This window comes from Providencia sp. PROV268, assembly GCF_028477805.1.
Classification (GTDB): Bacteria; Pseudomonadota; Gammaproteobacteria; order Enterobacterales; family Enterobacteriaceae; genus Providencia; species Providencia stuartii.
The window spans coordinates 20,853-43,276 of record NZ_JAMPLW010000028.1; the positions used below are offsets into that span (position 1 = coordinate 20,853).

Below are 22,424 nucleotides of genomic sequence, written 5' to 3' on the forward strand. Positions count from 1 at the left end.
AGGCAAGATTTGCGCCAATACAATATATTAATAACGTATGCTCAGAACTTATGCAAAAATTATTTATACCACTTATCAATAACACTTCTCAATTCGTTTTTCACAATTTCCCAGGTAAAATTGTCATAGGCATACTGCTTTCCAGCATCGGCTATTTGACTTCTATTATCATGATTTAAAGCGTTATTAATATCATCCGCCATGCTAGCGGCTGATAATGGTTCACGAAATATAAAACCCGTTTCATTGTGCTTAATAAATTCAACCATTGCACCACGTTGAGATGCAATAACTGGTCGACCTGAAGCCATAGCCTCAAGTGCTACCATGCAAAATGGTTCTGGTGCTATAGAAGGTACTGCAATCACATCTGCAAATGAATAATAGTGTCTAATTTTATCAGGGTGCACTCCACCTAAGAAAATACACTGCTCACCCAAGTTTTTTGCGTAGTTTTTGACCTCATCCTGATATTGTGCTAGCTCACCTTTCAATGCCGCGTTTGGGTCACCGACAATCACTAGCTTATAGCGTTTATCCTCTTTGAAGAAAACCTGACAAGCCTGCATTAACTCAAGCACTCCCTTGTCTCTAGCTATTCTACCTGCAAATAAAATAACTTTATCTTCTTGTGTCAGTCCAAAATCTTCACGATTGATTTCCGGTGGTTGAGCATAAATTTCACCATCAAATCCATTACGAACCACTTCAATATATGCTTTTGGCAATCGCTCACGGAACCAATCCTTCATAAAACGGCTTGGTACAATAATTTTGATGTCTTCTGGTACGTCTTTAGGTTCAAAAAAGTTATGCATATGCAATACAACATTGCTATGCCCTTCTTTTTTTATTATTTTCTTGAAAGACTTAATATGATTATGCACAAAAATAACGCTTTCATTAGGAACTGGAGCAAATTTATGTTTAATTTTAACAATCCTATCTGCATAAGAATAAGGATCCAGTCTTGTCCATTTTTTAAATAACCTTGTGTACACCTTTCCAAATTTGATGCGTTCAATTTCACAATTTTTATTCACAATAGAATGACTCGAATACCCTTCATTTTGTATACAAACAATACGGTTTTCGATATCTAATCTCTTCGCAACATTATACATCCACGACTCAATCGCAGCCGCACTTTTCGGTGGAATAGAATAAATAGGAGTTACTGTGAAAACTATTTTATTAATCATATTAGTATCTTTTGCTCCTGAACATTTTCATAAACAAATATTGGCTCCCTGATAAAAACCCCTTAATAAACCTTCCTTGTTTTAATAAGTGTTTATACTCTTTTTTTCTTTCAACAAATTTAGTTGCAGGTTTTAAGTCATTCGTTGTCCAAGGCGATTGCATCAAAGCCTTATAAAAAGGTTGGGAAGCGGGATAATTTGCCCATGTGTGCCAAGGTTTACTCACACCTGTGTAATGAATTAGGACTGTTTCAGGTGTAATAACCTGTTGATATTTTTGGTGAGTTGAGTCATATAATTCATTTTTTAATGTATAAACAGTATTAAATCTTTGGCTAAGTAGTTCTAAGTCATCTCTTAAAATAAGGTTTAACACATCTTGATCAGGATATTTATATCGTTGCTTAGCATTTTCTGCTGATAACAACTCAAAACATTGTTGGGTAATCTGCTTTTCATGCCATTTTTTTAAGTTGACAAACATGACACCAGAATTGAAGTAAGTCTTTGCTAGTGAAGGCGCATGAAGCCTTGTTTCACTTTTCGTTCTTACACCGATATCATCAGCAACGACACCACAGACTTTGTCTTTGATTAAATTAGTCGTTAAATCTAAGATACCATTACACATAACATCCGCGTCTAAATAGAGAGCAAAATCATAATCACTCGACAGATAATCCAAGGCAACTAACCGAAAGTACATCGCTGATGACCAAACATCAGAAGCAGGAAGTGTTTTCAGTAATTTGTTATCTAATTCATAAACATGAAATTCCACTTGAAACTGACTTGCAATAACTTTAAGTTTCTCTAGAAAATCAGAGCTAACTTTATCTAGAAAATAATGGAATCTAAAAAATGTGGTTGGATTATTTATGAGTAAAGACACCGCTGAAACCCCAGCTCCAAACTGATAGTTTTCATCAGAACCATAAATAACATCTAAGCATGATAACAAGGAATTATCAGCTTTACCCACTTCGCCGAGCACATATTTATTTGTTATGAGGTTATTCATAGTGCTTTCTCTTATTCTTTGTTGAACTGTGCCCCATCATAGCAATTAAAAAACCTAAAAGAACACCTAATGGTTTTAGGTCCACTTGCTCAAACATCCCTCGAACCAGATAAAAGCTAATGAGGCTCATTAATAACGCTATAAATGCAAAATAGCTTTTTGATTCATTGACTGTACTTTTGATTTCCTTGAATAAGGAAAAACACATCGACAAAAAAACCGCACTAAAAGCAATCAGCCCCGAGATACCTACACCAAACCAAATATATAGCCAGATATTATGAGGCCCCAATGACTTCTTAAATACCCAATCCGGTTTTTCTGGTACAACACTATTATATTTATCAATGTATATTTTATCACCAAATCCATATCCAATAATTGGATTCTCTAAAATTAACTCAAGTGCTGTTCCCTGTGTACCATTTTTATATCGATGAGTAGTTTATAAAATAGAGTTTTAGTCATATCTGGGTAGATTGATTTTAATGAGATCAATGAAATTAACGAGATACATAGTATCGAGCCAATCAATTTCCATGGACGTTTAAAACATAAAAATAATAAACCTGCCATAGCCACAGCAACCCACCCACCTCGGGAAAGAGTCCCTAACAAAACAAATAAAAATACAACACTTAGTATATAAAAATAAATTAGCTTAGATTTAGGCAATAGATACCAAAGGATCGGAATTATAGGAAAGTAAAAAACCAAGGCATCTGAAACACTCCTAAAGTTATAGGTTGTAAATGGTAAAATACCATTCTGATAAGCCTCATAGTACCGATATAGTTCAATAAGTAAAACAACCACTAATGATGCAGAAAAACTAGTCAATAGTAAATTTGAAATCGTTTTTATATTTTCTTTGTAGAGAAGAATCGGTAATAAAAGAGATAGGCTAAGCACCCCATAATTAAAGAAGTTATTATTAATCGCTCTCATTGATGCATCAGGCATGCTTGAGTAACTTATTGAAATATAAAAAACCAATGAAAACAACACGACTAAGTATAAAAGTTTATTATTTAATCTTTTTAGCACCTTTCTTGTGTCTAATGATAAATATACCAAACATGTAGCTATCATTAGGTAGAATAGCATGTGTTTATACCTAGTAACATTGTCCACAAAAAAAAGCACAACAAACATAAAGATTAAAGCTTTATTATACTTCGAAAGAGTATTCTGATTTCTTTCTAAAAAAGGCATAATTTACCCAATGATTAATTACTTAATTTAGCCCAAAAGTATTGAATGCTATTTTTGATTCCAGAAAATAATTTACCTTGGTTAAACATATGCTTAGCACAATAACGCAAATGGTTGCTATTTTTAGCCTTTAATAATGGTACGTTATTCCAAGGTGACACTGATCGAGCATCAGAGAAAGGTTTGGCTGTTTCATAGGTAGCCCATTCGTGCCAAGGTTTAGTTGGTCCAACATAGTGAATAAAAATAGTATTTTGATTAACAGGATAGTGAAATTGATCTTTTAACTCATAATTTAAGCTAAATTGTGTATTATAAACAACATCCAAATAAACGACTTTATCTGCTAATAATATATTCAACACATCTTGGTCAGGATAACTAATCTTATGATTAATATTCGTATCCATAAGTAATGACATTGATTTTTTTGTAACCTGATTTTCTTCCCAAACGGCTAAATTTACATACATCACACCACTATTGAAATATCCTGCGGATACTTCGGGGAAACCTAAAGTTTGAGCTCGTTTTTTCCACCAATTTTCATCTCGTTCAGTGACAACCGCGGCTACTTTATTTTGTAAGTCTAACTGAGTAAGCCCCTCAATCGAATTATTACAAACAACATCGGCATCCAAATACAATAGATAATCTATTTTATTGATGAAGTATTCTGCAACAATAAATCGAAAATAGATAGCATGCGTCCAATTCTTAGTCGTAGGAAGTGTTTTTATACTACTAGAATTAATTATATAGAGGGTAATTTGTACATTATAGTCGTCACTGAGCTCCCTAAACCGAGCCAAATCAGTATCACTAATTGAATCGTCTATAAATACATGAAAAGAAAAATTGGTGCGCTCATTGTGCATCAACAATGAGGCAATAGATACGCCACAACCATATAAAAAATTATGATCAATGCCATATGCGACATGAAAGTAAGATGAAATATCTAAATCTGACACACCGAGTGGGATAACTTGTTGTATCATTTTATCAAATTCAACGACCATATAAGACCCCAACAAATTGTTTATCTATAAACCACGGCGTTTTGTACGCTCTTGGATTTTTTTTGCCTTGCTTCCTGCTTTGAGTACCAAAGCTTGTTCTTCTTTTAAAATTTCTCGTAAAGGCGAATCAAAGTAAACCTTCATAAAACGGAAAATATCTCTGCTTGTTAGGCCGATATTTAATGAAGAAAAGTATAACCCAATAAGATCTTTATCACGCCAACGAGTTGGAACCTTCTTTCTAAGTTGCGCTCGATGTAAATCTATCACCGAGATTTTCAAATCCTGCTCTTCACCTGAGAAAGGCAAGTGTAGTAAAAAATGGCAAATATAACAGTCGCGGTGATTAATACCAACGGCGTGCATTTTACGTACCATTTGAGCAACACGGCGAATAATCAATTGTTTAACTCTAAAATCAGGCGCTAGGCTTGGCCAATTTGCACAGTAATCTTCCAAACTCACCGTTGGCGTTAAATCTTTCGTAATAATAAAGGAATGGCGGCGTAGCGGATTCACACCCTTTTGCCCAAATGCACGGCCATCCATCGTATCTACACCCGCTTTTGTTAGCCGATGAATTGCGTTCCACTCCCTATCAGCCCCCAATACTGGTAGCCTTAATGAAAACAGGTTTTTTAACACCTCTTTTAAGCTTGTACCATAATGGATTTTGATAAAATAGCTCTCACCACCAAGCTCAAAGCGCAATGTTTTGCGACTTTCTAGCTGACGAAAAACCTCACCTTCTAACTGCTCAGTTTCAACAAAAGGATCTTTATTTTTCCATAGCTCACTAAAAGGTGTTTTAAGTTCAATCATCTAGATGTCCTAAAATAATATCAGCCGCTTTTTCAGGTAAACTATATAAGTCCTCTGTATCCGCAAAATGCCGCGCCTTTTCTGCCCAATTTTTTAATTGTTGTTTATTTTGCAGGCTTTCTGAAAGCGCAGAATCTAACGTTTTTTGCTCAAATGGTTCACGGATCACAATACCGCATTGAGCATCAGCAATAAATGAAGCATAACCACAAACTTCCGTAACAATAATGGGTAAACCTGCTGTTATAGCTTCCAGCAACACAATACCCGCCGCTTCTTGGTATGCTGGATGCATTAAGATATCAGCCGCTGCCATTAGCTCAGCAACATCATTACGCCCACTAAAAAAGGAGACTTGTTTACCTATACCCAGTGTATTTGCTAGATGCTGATATTTTTCAGGCTTATCCTGCCCAACTACCATTAATAACGTATTTTTCTTAATCTCCTCAGGCAATGCAGCCATCGCTCTTAAGGTTCTATCGACCCCTTTACGCTTAAAGTCGGAACCAACCTGCAATAACAAATACGCTGACTGAGGTATCTGATTTTTCTCTCGATAAATTTGCCGCGCATTGGGGATTTGTTTATCGTATTTTCTATCTTGCGCAATCCCCGGCGGCAGCATATAAAAACGCGACGCTTCTGTAGCATAGTGTTTTTTAAAATGTGCAATTTGATGAGGTGTTAACATTAATAGCTTAGTCGGCTTTCCTGTCTGAAACACCGCTTTTTCAAACTGGGCATAATGTTTATAGCGAGGCGTCAATTTGTAGAAAAAACCTTTTTCATTGGCGACTTTTTCTGCGTAACAAACATCCGCCGCATAGTAAACATCTAAGCCCGGCATCTTATTAAAGCCAACCACACGAGCCACAGGATGTTGTTTAATATGTGCCTGAACCCACTCACAATACTGCGCATTACGTCCATGGTTGGTTTTAGAAGTCACAGGCACAATGATAATTTCAAACCCTGCAGGTTTATCGCCATCCCATGATTGAGTATAGACGCGGATCTGCTGTCCTCTTGCCTGACATGCTAATGCAATACGCAAAAAATCACGCTGCAAACCACCGAATGGAAAATACTTGTACAGACAAAATGCCAAAATCATCTCAGAGCCTTGTCATTATTGAACGAATATTCATAGGCAGCATTTTTTCTGTTGCCTCAATAACATCAGATGCGGGAATGATAGAAAGATATTTTTTAGTTCTATCGAGCTTTTCTCTTGGTGGCATCGCCTCATAATCACCCGCCCAAAACTGCACAACATTATCACTCCACGGACGCCAAAATACATTATTCGTTGCACCAAACAAACACACTATTGGTGTATTTACAGCCGCTGCAATATGCATCGGTGCTGAATCAACCCCGATAAATAACGCGGCATGCGCAATTAAGGCACCAAGCTCAGGAAACGTCGTTTTACCTGCCAATTCAGTAATAGGCTTGGTTTGGCAATGAGAAGCAATCGTCTCAATACAGTTTAGGTCTTCTTTACTTGGCCCTGAGGTCAAAACAACCTGATACCCACGAGATTGTAATGCATCAATGACTTGTGCAAATTTTTCATCATCCCAACATTTAAATATCTGCCGTGCGGTTGGCTGGATCACCACATAACTGCTGTGTACACCTAGCTCTAATAACTTTTGATCGATATTTTTCCAATCTTCTTCTGTGTATGACATCGTTAAATTGGTTTTTAGATTCGTTATTTTTAACGGTTCAAGCACAGAAAGATTATTCATAACAACGTGTTCACCATGAGGCTCGGTCAAGTGTGTAAAGCTATTTAGCCAATATTTGGAATCTCGATGACCAAATTTATGGGAGATTTTCATTTGGGCAGGGATAGAACGCACCAGAAGAGACACCATCCATTGGTCGGCTAGATTCACAACTAAATCATACTTATTACGGCGTAGTTTGAATAATAAACGAATAAAATTACATGCTTTACTTAGACCATTAGCCTTTTTACCTTTCATACCATATAAGGCATGAATTTCCCTATTTTCAGACAAAATAGGGATCGTATCTTGATAAAGTAACACGTCAATCTCGGCATCAGGATAGTTTTGTTTTAATGTACTGATGACGGGCGTCGTCAGTAACATATCCCCATGAAACCGCATCTTGATAACAAGAATTTTTTTAAACTGTTTTTTCACCAGACACTCTTAATTATATCTATACGTAAAATGACATAGTTCTTTGACAAAAACTAACACTATTAATTCAATCAATAATAAACATGTTACTACTTTAGTAATAATCGATATAGCTTTGAATGCCTATCGTCATAGTTTTTTGATTTTTAAAATAAAAAAACCCAGCCAAAGCTGGGTTTTTTATAAGAAAACAAAAATTATTTAATTTTTGCTTCTTTGTAGATTACATGCTTACGAACAACTGGATCGAATTTTTTCATTTCCAGTTTTTCTGGCATAGTACGCTTGTTCTTCGTAGTGGTATAGAAGTGACCAGTACCTTCAGAAGAAACCAGCTTGATTTTCTCGCGAATACCTTTAGCCATTTTTTAGCTCCTTAGTACTTCTCACCGCGGGCACGCAGTTCAGCAAGAACAGCATCAATACCCTTTTTATCGATAATACGCATGCCTTTAGCAGATACACGCAGTGTTACGAAACGTTTCTCAGACTCAACCCAGAAACGGTGAGAGTGCAGGTTTGGCAAAAAACGACGCTTGGTCGCGTTTAATGCGTGTGAACGGTTGTTACCGCTCATTGGACGCTTGCCAGTAACTTGGCAGACTCGTGACATGTCTATTCTCCAAAAATCTAATCAGCTCGAGCTTTTTTGTTCTGGGTATGGCCGCCTCGTCAGGCTTAGGAGCCCATCTCAGCAAACTTTATTGACTGAAAAGAATGTTATCATCTTAGTAAAAAAATTTACTGAGATAGGCTCTTCTCGCCAAACCCAAGATCCTCAAAGGTGGCGTAGTATACGCTTTCAATCGTTCTCACTCAAGCCCAATGCGGCAAAAGTTGTCATTTTTTAGTCAAAAAAATGCTTTTACAACCACCCTCGTTCAAGAAACGAAACACAATTTTTATGCCCAACAACAAAATGGTCAAGTAATTTAATCCCCATTAAAGTACAAGCCTCCTTAATACGAAACGTCACTTGCCTATCAGCGTCACTCGGCTCTGGGTTACCTGAAGGATGGTTATGTGCCAATATAATCGCACTGGCATTCATTTTCATTGCAAAACGAATGATTTCTCGAGGATGCACCTCTACCCGATTGATCGTTCCCCTAAATAACTCTTCGTAGCTAATAATTTGATGTTGATTGTTCAAAAATAAGACGGTGAAAACCTCTCTTTCTTGACCAGAAAATAGCTCGACTAGCCTCATTTTTAATAGGTTTGGGTCTGATATCACATCTTCATATAAAAATTGTTCAGCAAAAAACCGGCGTGCCAGCTCACTAATTGCCTGAAGTTGAGAGAACTTACACACACCAATTCCCTTGCATTTCGACAGCTTTGAGTAATCCGCTTGTAAAAGAAGGTATAAAGAACCGAACTCTTTGAGCAAACGTTCCGCAAGTTCAATTACTGATTCCCCTTGCCTGCCTGTTCGTAAAAAAATCGCTAGTAGCTCTACGTCAGTCAGTGCTACCGTACCATAAGCTAACAGTTTTTCCCTTGGCTGTAAGTTCTCTTCATATTCCATCATCACCCCCCTATTTCTCCTTTTGCGCCCCCACTTTTATATGCAGACGATAGGCACAACAACGCATAACTGGTGAATTTGCGTAGCGCTTCGCAAAAATAAAAGGGTGATGATATATACAGTGCTCTCAACGATATTTCTGATATGATAAGATGCTCTTCACGATAATTAGATGGATAGAACCATGACACAGCTATTAGGTAAAAAAATAGTTCTCGGCATTAGTGGTGGTATTGCCGCGTATAAAATTCCTGAACTAACCCGTCGGTTACGTGATGAAGGCGCAATAGTTCGTGTTGTTATGACCCATGGTGCAAAAGCCTTTATAACCCCTTTGACGCTACAAGCGGTTTCCGGTCATCCTGTCTCTGATGATTTACTTGATCCCGCTGCTGAGGCCGCAATGGGCCATATTGAATTGGCCAAATGGGCAGATATCATCATATTAGCGCCGGCTACCGCAGATTTAATTGCTCGGGTCACTTCAGGTATGGCTAATGACCTACTCACGACAATTTGTTTAGCTTCGGCAGCCCCCATTGCTGTTGTACCTGCCATGAACCAACAAATGTATCGGGCAACCGCAACACAAGAAAATTTAATTAAACTGAAACAACGTCAATATATTATCTGGGGTCCAGATAATGGTAGCCAAGCCTGTGGCGACGTTGGGCCGGGTCGAATGATAGACCCACTCGAGATAGTACGCCTAACCTGCGAGCATTTCCGCTCTCGAACAGACTTACAAGGTGTAAAAATCATGATTACTGCTGGGCCTACTCGTGAAGACTTAGATCCCGTCCGTTTTATCAGTAATCACAGTTCTGGGAAAATGGGTTTTGCAATCGCCGAAGCGGCAAGCCAACGCGGGGCACAAGTCACTTTAATCGCTGGCCCAGTGAATTTAGCAACGCCCTCCGGAGTCACACGGGTTGATGTTATCAGCGCTCTCGATATGTATGAGCAAGTCCACCACACTATTGCACAACAGGATATCTTTATTGGTTGTGCTGCCGTTGCTGATTATCGTGCAAAAACCATCGCAGAAAATAAAATCAAAAAGCAAGGTGATGAAGTTGCCATTACATTAGTTAAAAACCCAGATATTGTTGCGAGTGTTGGTCAGTTAACGCAAAATCGCCCTTATGTGGTTGGGTTTGCAGCCGAAACCCAAAATGTGGAAGAATACGCACGCCAAAAGCGCCAACAAAAACAGTTGGATCTAATTTGCGCGAATGATGTTTCTCTCGCTGATAATGGTTTTAACAGTGATAATAATGCGTTACATCTTTTCGATTCCTTTGGTGATGTCCGTTTACCACACAGTAGTAAACTTGAATTAAGCCACCGTTTATTAGACGAGATACTTCAACGTTATGAAAAAAATTGATCTAAAAATTCTTGATCCCCGTATTGGTAATGAATTTCCGTTACCAACTTATGCGACATCTGGCTCCGCAGGGTTAGATCTACGTGCCTGCCTTGACGCGCCAATTGATTTGGCACCCGGTCAGACTGAACTAATTCCTACTGGCCTCGCTATCCATATTGCTGATGAGCAACTTGCAGCGGTGATCCTCCCTCGTTCAGGCCTCGGTCATAAGCACGGCGTGGTACTCGGTAATTTAGTAGGCTTAATTGACTCTGACTATCAAGGCCAACTGATGGTGTCTGTTTGGAATAGAGGCAACCAGACCTTTACAATAGAACCAGGTGAGCGCATGGCTCAAATGGTCTTTGTACCCGTTGTTCAAGCAGAATTTAATATCGTCGATGACTTTGATGCTACAGAGCGTGGAGCCGGTGGTTTCGGTCATTCAGGTCGTCAATAATTCTGCATAATCCTAATTCAAAGCTTTACTGGTAATATCAACGCTATGTTAAGTGGCGGAATAAAAATAAAATTATCAGTAAATTAACCGGAAAATAGGCGGTGTCGTTATAGTAAAAGGGCTCTGTTACCAGGGGTATTGTTATTCAACCCTCACTTGTTTATCACGACAAAAGATCCGTTGATGCAACGGGTCTTAATAATGCTAACAATAATGATGAGTTGAATGTGTTATGCTACGTTTGTTTGATATCTCTAACAAAAAACCTCAAGTCTTACCGTATTGAGGGCTGATACGCTAACGTGTTCAGAGGATTTAAAGCGTTCCAACAACAAGGAATAGTTATATCTTCATTTAACACGAAGTGTTACGAGCGTGCATCTAACCATAGATAACAAGAATAGACCTTTGGAATTAATAAGCTCTCATACAAACCGTCCTATTTTATCTTCTTTTTGCCCTTTGATGGCTATTTACTCAGGGCAAAATTTTAGATAGTTTGTTTTGCTGTTTTAGCAGGGGTCTTATCAGACATGGCAGAAAAAGCGATAACAAAAAAACGCAACAGGCGCGAAGAGATTTTACAATCACTTGCGCTGATGTTAGAAAGTAGTGATGGTAGTCAACGAATTACAACCGCAAAACTAGCGGCAAATGTTGGTGTATCAGAAGCCGCACTCTATCGACATTTTCCAAGTAAAACCAAAATGTTCGATAGTTTAATTGAGTTTATTGAGGACTCTTTAGTATCGCGTATCAATCTTATCCTGAATGATGAAAAAGATACGTTAACTCGTATTAAATTGATTTTAGCGCTTATTTTAGGTTTTTCAGAAAAAAACCCTGGCCTAACCCGTATTATGACAGGCCATGCGCTCATGTTTGAGCAAGATAGGCTACAAGGGCGTATCAATCAGCTCTTTGAACGGATTGAGTCACAGCTACGGCAGGTATTAAAAGAGAAAAAAATACGTGACGGTCAAGGCTTTATCCATGATGAATCCCTATTGGCAACGCAATTACTTGCTTTTTGTGAAGGGATGCTATCGCGTTTTGTCCGTTCAGAATTTCGCTATCGCCCAACGGTAGAATTTGAATCTCGCTGGCCTTTAATTTTAGCTCAGTTACAATAACAGATTAAACTACTACTCACCCCGCCCACTCTTTGGGCGAGGGCTTTTTTCTTTTAGTAGGTTATTTCCCTGAGTTAACACTCACTGAAAGCTAAAGTACTGCTTGTAGAGAGAGGCCTGCTACTTCGGCATCTTTTATGCAAACTGATAGGGTAACTATGGCAAGTCACCCTTAATTTCCGGCCCAATTTAAAGCCAACAACGTGTAATACATTAAATACCATATTGCTGGCGATAAGCTTTCATCGCAATAAGGTGTTGCTGCATATCCTCACGTTCAGCCAGATAAGCGATCAAGTCGCTCATGGTGATAATAGAATACACTTTACAGTGATAATCACGCTCAACTTCCTGTACAGCAGAGATCTCACCTTTCCCTTTCTCTTGACGGTCAAGGCAGAGCAGAACACCATTTAGCGTTGCATTGTGTTGCTTAATAATTTCCATCGACTCACGGATAGCAGTACCTGCCGTAATCACATCATCGACCACAACAACACGCCCCTGTAATGGGCTCCCAACCAGAGTGCCTCCCTCACCATGATCTTTTGCTTCCTTACGATTAAAGCAATATGGCATATCCACATCATGATGCTCAGCAAGGGCGACAGCCGTGGTTGTGGCAATCGGTATGCCTTTATAAGCAGGCCCAAACAACACATCACACTCAATCGCACTTTCCTTAAGCGCTTGGGCATAGAAACGACCAACTAATGCCAAATCACGCCCCGTATTAAATAAACCCGCATTAAAAAAATAAGGGCTTTTACGGCCTGATTTCAGCGTAAACTCACCAAATTTTAGTACCTGTTTTTTCATGGCAAGTTCTATAAATTCGCGCTGATAGGCTTTCATGGGTCAATCTCCTCAATCGTTAACATCTATATATTAGGTTGCATATCTCTGGCGATATTTACCAAATCGCCGAACATAAAAAAGGCGACTATTTCAGCCGCCTATTAAAAATAACTTTATTTCAACGCTTCTCGTTGAGCTTCAAAAATCGATCCTAGCCCCGTTTTTGCTAGCGCTAATAAGGATAAAAGCTCATCATGGCTAAACGGCTCACCTTCTGCTGTTCCCTGAACTTCGATCATGCGACCATCGTCCATCATCACAACATTCATATCGGTTTCTGCTGCTGAATCTTCGACATATTCAAGATCGCACAATGCTTCACCATCAACGATTCCGACAGAAACTGCTGCAACCATAGATTTTAGTGGGCTTTGTGCAAGTTTACCCTGTTCAACCATTTTATTGAGGGCATCAACCAACGCAACGCAAGCACCTGAAATTGCAGCGGTACGTGTTCCGCCATCGGCTTGTATTACGTCGCAATCTAAGGTAATGGTGTACTCACCTAATTTTTTAAGGTCAACCGCAGCACGTAGAGAGCGTGCTATCAGGCGTTGGATTTCCATTGTACGGCCTGTTTGCTTCCCTTTGGCTGCTTCACGTTGATTTCGTGAGTTGGTTGCGCGAGGTAACATGCCATACTCAGCGGTAACCCAACCTTGACCTTGCCCTTTTAGGAAACGAGGTACACCTTCCTCTACTGTTGCATTACATAACACCTTAGTGTCGCCGAACTCAATAAGAACAGAGCCTTCCGCATGCTTAGTATAGTTGCGTGATATTTTAATCGGACGCATTTGGTCTGCCATTCTGCCTTCTGGACGCATGGTGTTATCTCCATTTTCAACTTAATTGCCGCGCATTATACGTCCTTAAACCGATAATGCCTATCCTGACATCGCGCATAGCGCTATAATCCTTCTAGTATTCATTTTGATAGGAACGAATTATGATCCGTAGTATGACCGCTTTTGCCCGCCGTGACATCAAGGGTGAATGGGGGAGTGCGGCCTGGGAGCTGCGTTCCGTAAACCAACGTTACCTAGAAACATATATCCGCCTACCTGAACAATTTCGAAGCCTTGAACCGGTGATCCGCGAGCGGATCCGTGCACGCCTTACTCGCGGTAAAGTCGAGTGTAACTTACGTTTTGAATTAGATGGTGCAAAACGTGGAGAGCTTATCCTTAATGAGGATCTAGCTCGCCAAATTATTAGTGCGGCTAACTGGGTGAAAAACTACAGTCACGAAGGTGAAATTAACCCACTTGAAATTCTGCGCTGGCCAGGCGTTATGTCCGCTGAGGAGCAAGATTTAGATGCTATCAGTGAGCAGCTATTAGCTGGCCTTGATGAGACCTTAGATGCTTTCATTCAAAGTCGAGAAGCTGAAGGTGCTGCGTTACACGCTCTTATTGAGCAGCGCCTTGATGGTGTTTTAGTGGAAGTAGCCAAAGTTCGTCAGCATATGCCTGAAATTTTACAATGGCAACGTGACCGTTTACAGGCGAAGTTAGAAGAGGCTGATATTCAAGTCGATAGTAATCGTTTAGAGCAAGAGCTGATTTTGCTCGCTCAACGTATTGATGTCGCTGAAGAGCTTGATAGGCTTGAAGCTCATGTTAAAGAGACCCGCAATATTCTTAAAAAGAAAGATGCAAATGGCCGACGTTTAGATTTTATGATGCAAGAATTTAACCGTGAATCCAATACATTAGCGTCAAAGTCTATCAATAGTGAAGTGACTAACTCTGCAGTTGAGTTAAAGGTCTTGATAGAACAAATGAGAGAGCAAATTCAGAATATCGAATAGTATTTTAAAACATATTACCAAGCCAGCCGATACACTGTATTCGCTGGCCTTGATAGTATTAACGTAATCCATACAATTTATTGAAACTAATGCATATCAGTAAACTATACTTACTTTTACTATAAGGCTAAAAGAAGGTGCTGCACGCCGAAAAAATGCAGTGATAACTTCAACACCCACCTTATTCAACTGCAAATATCATCCTACCATCAGTCGCTTACAGCGTACTTCTCCGCTAATCGAGGTACATTTTTCTCCTCTCTTTTTTAACGCTACCCGAAAACTTATTCAAATGATTAAGATTATAACCTGATGAATTAAATCAAAAAAAACATTAACTCATCAATAAATAGAAAAAGATTATAGGTTATTGTTACGGACATTTTACATATGATAATGATAATTGTTATTATCTAATCTTGCTCAAAAGGGGTCTAAATATGAAGATAGTTAATCACCTGCTCTCAATAACATTTATCACATCACTCTCATTTTCAGCATTAGCAACGACTTATCCAATCACAATCACCGATATGGACGGTCAAAAAATCACGTTAAAGCAAGAGCCTAAACGTGTTGTGCTACAGGATGGTCGAGATATTTTAACCCTTGCTTTGCTTGATAGGGACGATCCATTTAGTCGTGTTGTTGCATGGAACAACAACCTTAAAAAATCTGATCCACAAACAGTAACGTTACTGGAGAAAAAATGGCAAGAGGATATGCAGAAAATCCCAGACATGGGGTTTAATGATAAAGGTGAGGTCAATACAGAAGTGGTTATTGCGCAAAAACCGGATGTATTAATTGCGCAACTGCGTGCAAAGCCAGCCTTAGAAGGTTCAGGTGTTGTCAGCCGCTTAAAAGATGCCAATATTCCTGTCCTATATATTGATACTTTCTTACAGCCCGTCAAAAATACGCCAGCTAGCGTCGATATACTTGGATTAGTGCTCAATAAGGAAAAAGAGGCCAAAGCATATACTGATTTCTACAACACACGCTTGTCTGATATCCAGAAAACGACTGCAAAAATTGAAAATAAACCACGTGTTTTTATTGAAGCCAAAGCGGGCGCAAATGGTAGCGATAGCTGCTGCTTCACCCATAACAACGCAGGTTGGGGTGGGTTAGTACAGGCAATTGGTGCAGATAATATTGGTAGCCAATTCTTGCCTGGCGCTTCTGGTACTGTCTCTTTAGAACAAGTGATTGCCACTAAGCCTGATGTCTATATTGTTACAGGCTCTCGTTGGGTCAATAAAAATAATATTGCAGCACCCTTTGGTTATGGCGTAACTGAAGACGAAAATCAACGTGGTTTTGAACGGCTCAAAAAACGTGTTGGTTTTAACCAAATCAGTGCAGTAAAAAATAACCGCCTATATGGCGTTTACCATAATTTTTATAACCACCCTTACAATATTGTCGGTATGGAGTATCTAGCGAAATTCATCTATCCCGAACAATTTAAATCACTGAAACCTGAAGAAACCTATAATCAAATCATTAAGGAATTTACGACAATCCCAGTTTCAAAAGCAATTTGGGGTTCTCAAGCTGAACATTAATGATTATGCAAACTGCCCTCCAATTGTAGGGGGCAGTTTATCTCCTATCGAATAAAATACATTACCCTTTTGCTGCTGCAAATTCACCTTCCCTATCATGATGGTAGTGGAACGTGAAGTAGAAAATAACAGCAAGAACAACAGTATAAGAGGCAAAAACAAGCCAAATGGTATGCCAATCTTTTACGCCATCGACGCTAAAGTAGTCAACGACGAGACCACTTAATATCGCCCCAAAATAAGCGCCGACACCATTGACCATTGTCATAAATAACCCTTGAGCGCTTGCTCTCATTCGATTATCAACTTCCTTTTCAATAAAAATAGAACCCGAAATATTGAAGAAATCAAAAGCACATCCATAAACAATCATGGATAAGATCAAGAACATTAAACCTATTGCAGAAGGGTCACCAAAAGCAAAGAAACCAAATCTTAATGTCCAAGCGAACATACTTAATAACATGACAGTTTTAATGCCATAACGCTTCAAGAAAAATGGAATGGCTAAAATAAAACCAACTTCTGCCATTTGTGAGACAGACAGTAAAATAGATGGATACTGTACGATTAAACTATCTTGAAATAGCGGGTCACGAGCAAAATCATGCAGGAATGGGCAGCCAAACGTATTGGTTATTTGTAAAACAGCGCCTAATAACATCGCAAATAAAAAGAAAACAGCCATAATAGTTTTTTAAATAACACCAAAGCGTCAAGGCCCAGCTTACTGACCCAACTACTTGAGATAGCTTTTTTATTCACGGCAATATGAGGTAGTGTCAAAGAATATAGTGCCAACAATAACGAACAACTTCCTGCGATATAGAGCTGCATGCTACTTAATTCAAATTTTAATAAGCTAATGCTCCACATAGCAATAATAAAACCTACCGTACCAAACACTCGGATTGATGGGAAATTAGCCACAGAGTCTAATTGGTATTGGCTTAATGAGGAGTAACTAATTGAGTTGGATAAAGCAATGGTTGGCATAAAAAGGTAGGAGGTACAATGACTGAAGTGAGTATCGCTCCCCCCGTTACCATAATTGCGGAACGCATCATAGGATCGGTTTTCACCGCGAGTGCACCACTCACATAAACACGTATCGCATTCGACAAAGCAGCACATAAACCTAATGCAACCCCTAACCAATGGAATTGGATATGCATCGTATTAAGCAACCCCGTAGCGAATGTCGTACCAATTAAGATAAATAATACTGACACCAGCGTCATTGCTGTAGGAGCTCGGCGAGTTACAGCCGTATTTATCGCCACCCCCATCCAAGTAAATTGCAGAAATAGCACAACACCTAAAGCAGGAGATAAATACTGCAATGATGCGTAATACAATAGCCCAGTTAATCCTGTTGTTGTCCCCGTCAATAACATCAATATTGATTGTTTCTTCGATGGCCAACTGAGTGACTTTCGCCTAATGGCGGAGCCAATCAAAACAAATAGCCAGAGCAGAACCGCCCCTAGCACGGTTTGGCTACCGATGACATCATTCAAAGAAAATCCGGCCTGATAAGCCAATACAACCAATGTTGACAAAATGCCATAGCTGAAAGCGCCCAGTGAAACTAAAACTAACCCTTTTAATTTCATTTCATACCTACCTACATGGTGTTCTATGGCATTCTTTATATTGTTTTGAGAATAAGTTAGAGGCGAGCGATCACGCCGGTGACTAATTTCAAGAATGTCGCCTTCACTTTCTCGGCAGTTTCAATCACTTCATCATGGCTTAATGGTTGCTCTAAAATGCCACACGCCATATTGGTTAAGCAGGAAATACCCACTGTTTTGATTTGTGAATGGTGAGCGACCAGTGCTTCCGGTACGGTTGACATACCGACGGCATCCGCCCCTAACGTTCTAATCATGCGAATTTCGGCTGGTGTTTCATAAGTCGGGCCAGTCCACCAGGCATAGACACCTTGGCGTAGCGAAACGCCTTGTTCTTTGGCAACATCAAGGATCACTTGACGCAACTCTTTGTTATAAACTTCGCTCACATCCAAAAAGCGAACGCCTAATTCCGGGTTATTTGGCCCTATCAGCGGGTTATTAGCAGTTAGGTTGATATGGTCAGTGATAACCATCAGATCACCGGGGTTAAAGTCAGTATTGACGGCACCGCAAGCATTGGTAATGATCAATTTCTCGACACCTAATGCTTTCATCAGGCGCACAGGAAAAGTGACTTGGTCGAGAGAAAAACCTTCGTAATAATGAAAACGGCCTTTCATTGCGACCACATTTTTACCTGCGATAGTACCGATCACCAATTCATTCGCATGGCCAACCGCTTCGGACTTAGCGAAATGTGGGATCTCGCTATACGGGATATGGACTGCATTTTCTAATGTATCGGCAAATGGCCCCAAACCAGACCCTAAAATGATACCAATCGTTGGTTTTGTCGCTGTACGTGATTCAATAAAACGCAAGCTTTCTAAAATATCATTGGTGTTATGCATTGGAAATCTCCGAATCGTGCCCAAAAGAGTGAATGAGGTGATGATAAAGTAATTTAAAAACCAATCAGCGATCTTAATCTCATTTTAAGAAAAAGATTCTCGCTATGATCTTATTTAAACAGCAGGATTTTTTGAGCAGATCTGCTAATCTTGGACGCGGCGTGTCTTGATAAGAAAAAGGTGATGACTTGTTACTTACACTATTGAATGAATTTCGCACCTCGAAAAATTCAAAAACTCGTAAACTCAAAATGCTGTATAGGCTAATCCTGAATCATGGGCCAGTAAGAGCAGAAGAGCTATCATCATTAGCCAGTATGAAACCCGCGACTTGTGCAAGACTGCTTGATGAGTTAAGTAAAAGCCAATTAATTTCGACATCGGAATTGGGGGAATCAACGGGGGGACGCAAGCCAATATTGTATAGTATCAACTCGGATGATGGGTATGTTGTTGGGATTGAGATGAGCGATCTCTACTCAACCATTATGTTGCTTAACCTAAAATTAGATATTTTAGGCATGCTGAAAATAAAAAATGAACAGCTAGAGACAGCAGAAAATATGCTGGATCACCTATTGATCAAAGTTGAACAGTTATTATCTGAGCACCAATTAACAATCGAAAAAATACTGGGTATTGGCATCGCCATTGATCATATTCTAGAACGAGATAAGGTCGACTTTACTAAATATGATGAGCGGATCAGTAGCCTATTCAATTATATTGATAATAAAGTGCCCTGTTTTGTGACACTGGGCAGTGGTATCACCTTTGCCGCGCTTGCCGAATACCGTTTAAGGTATCATTCAAAAAGCCAACGTTTTTTATTTACAACTTGTGATACGGACATACGTAGCTGTACCATCATCAATAATACCTTTACCCCTGCGCCAATCAGTACCGCTCAAGCTTTTGGTCACACGACGATTGATATTCGAGGGTTAAGATGTGAATGTGGCTCTTATGGATGCTTAAAACAATACAGTTCGCTATCGGCCATAAAAGCACGCATTATTCAGCAAATTCGATTAGGAAAATTTTCAATCATTAATCAGTTAGTCAGCACTGAATCGGAGATTAATTATCATACTATTTTCCAAGCACTCGCTATGGATGATAAATTATGTTTAGAAGTGCTAGAGGAAGCTGCCTATTATTATGGCCTTGCGATTGCAAACGCTATTTTAACATTACAGCCGGATGTTGTGGTATGTGGTGGTACATTGACACCTAAAAACCATTTTTTTGCCATGACGAAAAAGTCGATAGAAGCGAAAATGGCTGCATTTCCACATATTAAAACCCGTATTTTTCCAGCAAATGACTCCTATGAAGTCGTCGCTCAAGGTGCGGGTGGAATGGTATTAGAAAATTATTTGGCGGATTAATTTTAGGTTAACAAAGACTGGCGAGATCAGGTGACATAGGAGACAGTGATGCAATTTGAAACGACTTCAGAAGAGCAAATTTCAAAAACTAAGCAGCGATTTATTGAACATTCACCCCTGATCCATTGTATGACCAATGACGTTGTACAAACCTTTACTGCTAATATTTTATTAGCCCTCGGCTGTTCCCCTGCTATGGTGATTGAACCCGAAGAAGCGGAGCAATTTGCTGCTATTGCTGATGGTTTATTAATTAATGTAGGCACATTGACCGCAAACCGCCAAAATGCCATGGCATTAGCGGTACACAGTGCTAAAAAAGCTGAAAAGCCATGGGTGTTAGATCCCGTTGCGGCTGGTGCACTGACCTTTCGCACCCGCTTTTGTCATGAACTGCTGGCTTTATCGCCAACTGCCGTTCGTGGTAATGCGTCTGAGATTATGGCGCTAGCAGGATTTAACCAAGGTGGTCGAGGTGTCGATTCATTAAACACCACGAATGATGCCCTACCTGCCGCCCAATCTCTTGCCCAAACAGCCCAAACCATTGTCGTGATAAGTGGAGAAATTGACTATATTACCGATGGTCAAAGAACGATGGCTATCTCTGGGGGCCACCCAATAATGACCCGTGTTGTCGGTACCGGTTGTGGGTTATCTGCCGTTGTTGCGGCAAGCTGTGCATTACCCGGAGATCGGTTAGCCAATATCGCGAATACATGTGCCATCATGAAACAAGCAGGCGAAATTGCAAAGCAACGCTGTCGTGGAACGGGTAGCTTTGTGCCTGAATTTTTGGACGCATTATCATCACGCTAAATCAGCGTTAATGCCGTATATCGCGACATTTATAAACGCGTTTTCTTACCACGTATTTTACGCGACCAATGACGCATGTTATTTCGCAACATGATAAATTGGTACATAAAATTCTTTTTATCAGGTTCGATACCATAAAACCGTTTTAATGCAATTAAGTCATTCGCTTTGCAAATCGCGAGATGACCAAAGTCTGATAAATCGATAATTTTAAGTCCATTATCGGTGAGCACCAGATTACCTGCATGAATATCATTCGATGCTAAATCATAAGCATGGAGTTGGTTAATAAGTGCTGCTATTTCGGGGTAATAAGGCTTGATATCGCTGACCTCCGAAAGTACTGCGCCCTCAACATATTCGGCAATAATCCATGTTTCAATGGATTCTCGGCAGCGCATCTTTTCGGCCACAAAATAGATATCATTTGTGATAGTACAACCTTGATTTTGCGCACGCACTAAACGATAAAGTAGGCGGGAAAAATAAGGGCCATGCACCATACGCATAATTCGCTTTTCTAAACGACTATCGCGCTCTTTTTCACACTTAATGATGTAGTTTTTCCCATTAATCGTAATACGAGCGACACTGCGCTCCATATTGCCACTATTGAGATTTTTACCAACAATTTTGCCTTGGATATAATCATCAATGACTTGCCAATAATCTATATCACTCTCTTTTTGATAGACCTGATACCCATTTTTTTGTGACTTTATTATATTTTTCATTGCTCGCCATTTCACCGTACCATCTGTTTCAACCAATGCTAACAATTACCTACATTCATTTCTTAGCGATTGTTGCAGATTATAGTTAAAGAATGGCAAGTATCCACTGTGAGCTAGCCAGCATAACAGCTGGCTAGTGATAGATCAGAAAAAATAAGGGAATTAATCGTTACCAAATAGGTCGCGGGTATACACTTTATCCGCCACATCTTCGATTTCAGGCACCATCCGGTTAGCTAAAATAATGTCGCTGTCCGCTTTAAAGGCCTCAAGGTCACGATAGACTTTCGAGCGGAAGAACTCATCTTCTTTCAGCACTGGCTCATACACAATCACTTCGATACCTTTCGCCTTAATACGTTTCATCACGCCCTGCACCGCAGAAGCACGGAAATTATCAGAGCCTGCCTTCATCACCAAACGGTATACCCCCACTTTACGTGGCGCTTTGGCAATAATCGCATCGGAAATAAAGTCTTTACGTGTGCGGTTAGACTCCACAATGGCGTTAATCAGGTTATTCGGCACATCATCGTAGTTTGCTAACAACTGTTTGGTGTCTTTAGGGAGGCAATACCCGCCGTAACCGAAAGAGGGGTTGTTGTAGTGGCTACCGATACGCGGGTCTAATGACACTCCTTCAATAATTTGTCGTGCGTTCAAACCGCGACTTTCTGCATAGGTATCTAATTCATTGAAATAGGCGACGCGCATAGCCAAGTAGGTGTTTGCAAACAGTTTAATCGCTTCGGCTTCTGTGCTGTCAGTAAACAGTACAGGAACATC

The 22,424-nt window shown here is 39.7% G+C and carries 24 protein-coding genes and 1 pseudogene; 7 read left to right on the top strand and 18 right to left on the bottom strand.

The features are described from left to right. Window positions 1–59: 59 nt before the first annotated feature. From PR699_RS17625 to radC, 11 genes are all read right to left on the bottom strand, one after another. Window positions 60–1,202 (bottom strand): glycosyltransferase, encoded by a 1,143-nt coding sequence (locus PR699_RS17625; protein WP_014657200.1) that lies wholly within the window; start codon window positions 1,200–1,202, stop codon window positions 60–62. A 1-nt stretch (window position 1,203) separates the two neighbouring features. Further along, window positions 1,204–2,223: a glycosyltransferase gene (locus PR699_RS17630; RefSeq protein WP_014657199.1), complete on the bottom strand. Its 1,020-nt coding sequence runs from the start codon at window positions 2,221–2,223 to the stop codon at window positions 1,204–1,206. Continuing rightward, window positions 2,216–2,620, bottom strand: a complete 405-nt coding sequence (locus PR699_RS17635; RefSeq protein ID WP_336297935.1) for a hypothetical protein — start codon at window positions 2,618–2,620, stop codon at window positions 2,216–2,218. Before PR699_RS17635 ends, PR699_RS17630 begins: the two co-directional genes overlap by 8 nt. After that, on the bottom strand, window positions 2,620–3,438 hold the full coding sequence (locus tag PR699_RS17640) for a hypothetical protein (RefSeq protein ID WP_272577867.1): 819 nt from the start codon (window positions 3,436–3,438) through the stop codon (window positions 2,620–2,622). The genes PR699_RS17635 and PR699_RS17640 overlap by 1 nt, the downstream gene beginning before the upstream one ends. Before the next feature lie 14 nt (window positions 3,439–3,452). Beyond that, window positions 3,453–4,460, bottom strand: coding sequence for a lipopolysaccharide 3-alpha-galactosyltransferase (waaO, locus tag PR699_RS17645; RefSeq protein ID WP_014657197.1), 1,008 nt, complete (start codon window positions 4,458–4,460; stop codon window positions 3,453–3,455). Window positions 4,461–4,484: 24 nt separating this feature from the next. Next, window positions 4,485–5,282: a lipopolysaccharide core heptose(I) kinase RfaP gene (gene rfaP / locus PR699_RS17650; protein WP_014657196.1), complete on the bottom strand. Its 798-nt coding sequence runs from the start codon at window positions 5,280–5,282 to the stop codon at window positions 4,485–4,487. Beyond that, window positions 5,275–6,399, bottom strand: a complete 1,125-nt coding sequence (locus tag PR699_RS17655; protein WP_014657195.1) for a glycosyltransferase family 4 protein — start codon at window positions 6,397–6,399, stop codon at window positions 5,275–5,277. Before PR699_RS17655 ends, rfaP begins: the two co-directional genes overlap by 8 nt. A 1-nt stretch (window position 6,400) precedes the next feature. Next, complete coding sequence (gene rfaQ / locus PR699_RS17660) at window positions 6,401–7,465, bottom strand: lipopolysaccharide core heptosyltransferase RfaQ (protein ID WP_004924247.1); 1,065 nt, start codon at window positions 7,463–7,465, stop codon at window positions 6,401–6,403. Window positions 7,466–7,662: 197 nt separating this feature from the next. Next, window positions 7,663–7,830: a 50S ribosomal protein L33 gene (rpmG, locus tag PR699_RS17665; protein WP_004924244.1), complete on the bottom strand. Its 168-nt coding sequence runs from the start codon at window positions 7,828–7,830 to the stop codon at window positions 7,663–7,665. 11 nt (window positions 7,831–7,841) lie between these two features. Beyond that, on the bottom strand, window positions 7,842–8,078 hold the full coding sequence (rpmB, locus tag PR699_RS17670; protein ID WP_004924239.1) for a 50S ribosomal protein L28: 237 nt from the start codon (window positions 8,076–8,078) through the stop codon (window positions 7,842–7,844). A gap of 252 nt (window positions 8,079–8,330) precedes the next feature. After that, complete coding sequence (gene radC / locus PR699_RS17675; RefSeq protein WP_041705127.1) at window positions 8,331–8,999, bottom strand: DNA repair protein RadC; 669 nt, start codon at window positions 8,997–8,999, stop codon at window positions 8,331–8,333. 181 nt (window positions 9,000–9,180) lie between these two features. On the opposite strand from radC, the gene coaBC reads away from it, so the two are divergent. The 3 genes from coaBC (at window position 9,181) to slmA (ending at window position 11,961) form a co-directional block, all read left to right on the top strand. Further along, window positions 9,181–10,386, top strand: coding sequence for a bifunctional phosphopantothenoylcysteine decarboxylase/phosphopantothenate--cysteine ligase CoaBC (coaBC, locus tag PR699_RS17680; RefSeq protein WP_014657193.1), 1,206 nt, complete (start codon window positions 9,181–9,183; stop codon window positions 10,384–10,386). Then, window positions 10,373–10,828: a dUTP diphosphatase gene (dut, locus tag PR699_RS17685; protein ID WP_004924226.1), complete on the top strand. Its 456-nt coding sequence runs from the start codon at window positions 10,373–10,375 to the stop codon at window positions 10,826–10,828. Before coaBC ends, dut begins: the two co-directional genes overlap by 14 nt. Before the next feature lie 533 nt (window positions 10,829–11,361). Continuing rightward, window positions 11,362–11,961, top strand: coding sequence for a nucleoid occlusion factor SlmA (gene slmA, locus PR699_RS17690; RefSeq protein ID WP_004924223.1), 600 nt, complete (start codon window positions 11,362–11,364; stop codon window positions 11,959–11,961). Window positions 11,962–12,174: 213 nt separating this feature from the next. Here slmA and pyrE read toward each other — a convergent pair whose 3' ends face one another. After that, window positions 12,175–12,816, bottom strand: coding sequence for an orotate phosphoribosyltransferase (gene pyrE / locus PR699_RS17695; protein WP_004924221.1), 642 nt, complete (start codon window positions 12,814–12,816; stop codon window positions 12,175–12,177). Between the two features lie 116 nt (window positions 12,817–12,932). After that, window positions 12,933–13,646: a ribonuclease PH gene (gene rph, locus PR699_RS17700; RefSeq protein WP_004924220.1), complete on the bottom strand. Its 714-nt coding sequence runs from the start codon at window positions 13,644–13,646 to the stop codon at window positions 12,933–12,935. A 122-nt stretch (window positions 13,647–13,768) separates the two neighbouring features. On the opposite strand from rph, the gene PR699_RS17705 reads away from it, so the two are divergent. After that, window positions 13,769–14,632, top strand: coding sequence for a YicC/YloC family endoribonuclease (locus PR699_RS17705; RefSeq protein WP_014657191.1), 864 nt, complete (start codon window positions 13,769–13,771; stop codon window positions 14,630–14,632). 440 nt (window positions 14,633–15,072) lie between these two features. Next, window positions 15,073–16,203, top strand: coding sequence for an ABC transporter substrate-binding protein (locus PR699_RS17710; protein WP_014657190.1), 1,131 nt, complete (start codon window positions 15,073–15,075; stop codon window positions 16,201–16,203). A gap of 61 nt (window positions 16,204–16,264) precedes the next feature. Here PR699_RS17710 and PR699_RS17715 read toward each other — a convergent pair. The 3 genes and pseudogenes from PR699_RS17715 to PR699_RS17725 form a co-directional block, all read right to left on the bottom strand. After that, window positions 16,265–17,202: pseudogene (locus PR699_RS17715) on the bottom strand (nucleoside permease); the annotation flags it as partial. Further along, complete coding sequence (locus PR699_RS17720) at window positions 17,154–17,819, bottom strand: hypothetical protein (protein WP_014657187.1); 666 nt, start codon at window positions 17,817–17,819, stop codon at window positions 17,154–17,156. The gene PR699_RS17720 and the pseudogene PR699_RS17715, both read right to left, overlap by 49 nt. A gap of 56 nt (window positions 17,820–17,875) precedes the next feature. Beyond that, window positions 17,876–18,694: a purine-nucleoside phosphorylase gene (locus PR699_RS17725; protein WP_014657186.1), complete on the bottom strand. Its 819-nt coding sequence runs from the start codon at window positions 18,692–18,694 to the stop codon at window positions 17,876–17,878. A 188-nt stretch (window positions 18,695–18,882) separates the two neighbouring features. Here PR699_RS17725 and PR699_RS17730 point away from each other — a divergent pair, with 188 nt between their 5' ends. Together PR699_RS17730 and thiM are read left to right on the top strand one after the other, a co-directional pair. Continuing rightward, the gene (locus tag PR699_RS17730) at window positions 18,883–20,085 is read left to right on the top strand and encodes an ROK family protein (protein ID WP_272572981.1); all 1,203 of its coding nucleotides are present in this window, start codon (window positions 18,883–18,885) and stop codon (window positions 20,083–20,085) included. Window positions 20,086–20,133: 48 nt separating this feature from the next. Beyond that, window positions 20,134–20,904: a hydroxyethylthiazole kinase gene (gene thiM, locus PR699_RS17735; RefSeq protein ID WP_014657183.1), complete on the top strand. Its 771-nt coding sequence runs from the start codon at window positions 20,134–20,136 to the stop codon at window positions 20,902–20,904. A 29-nt stretch (window positions 20,905–20,933) separates the two neighbouring features. On the opposite strand, the gene PR699_RS17740 is transcribed toward thiM, so the two are convergent. Both PR699_RS17740 and PR699_RS17745 read right to left on the bottom strand, forming a co-directional pair. Beyond that, a complete protein-coding gene (locus PR699_RS17740) occupies window positions 20,934–21,638 on the bottom strand; it encodes a lipopolysaccharide core heptose(II) kinase RfaY (RefSeq protein WP_237713147.1) in 705 nt (234 codons plus the stop codon). A gap of 162 nt (window positions 21,639–21,800) precedes the next feature. Beyond that, window positions 21,801–22,424: UDP binding domain-containing protein (locus PR699_RS17745; protein WP_272577868.1), on the bottom strand; the 624-nt coding region annotated here is incomplete at its 5' end.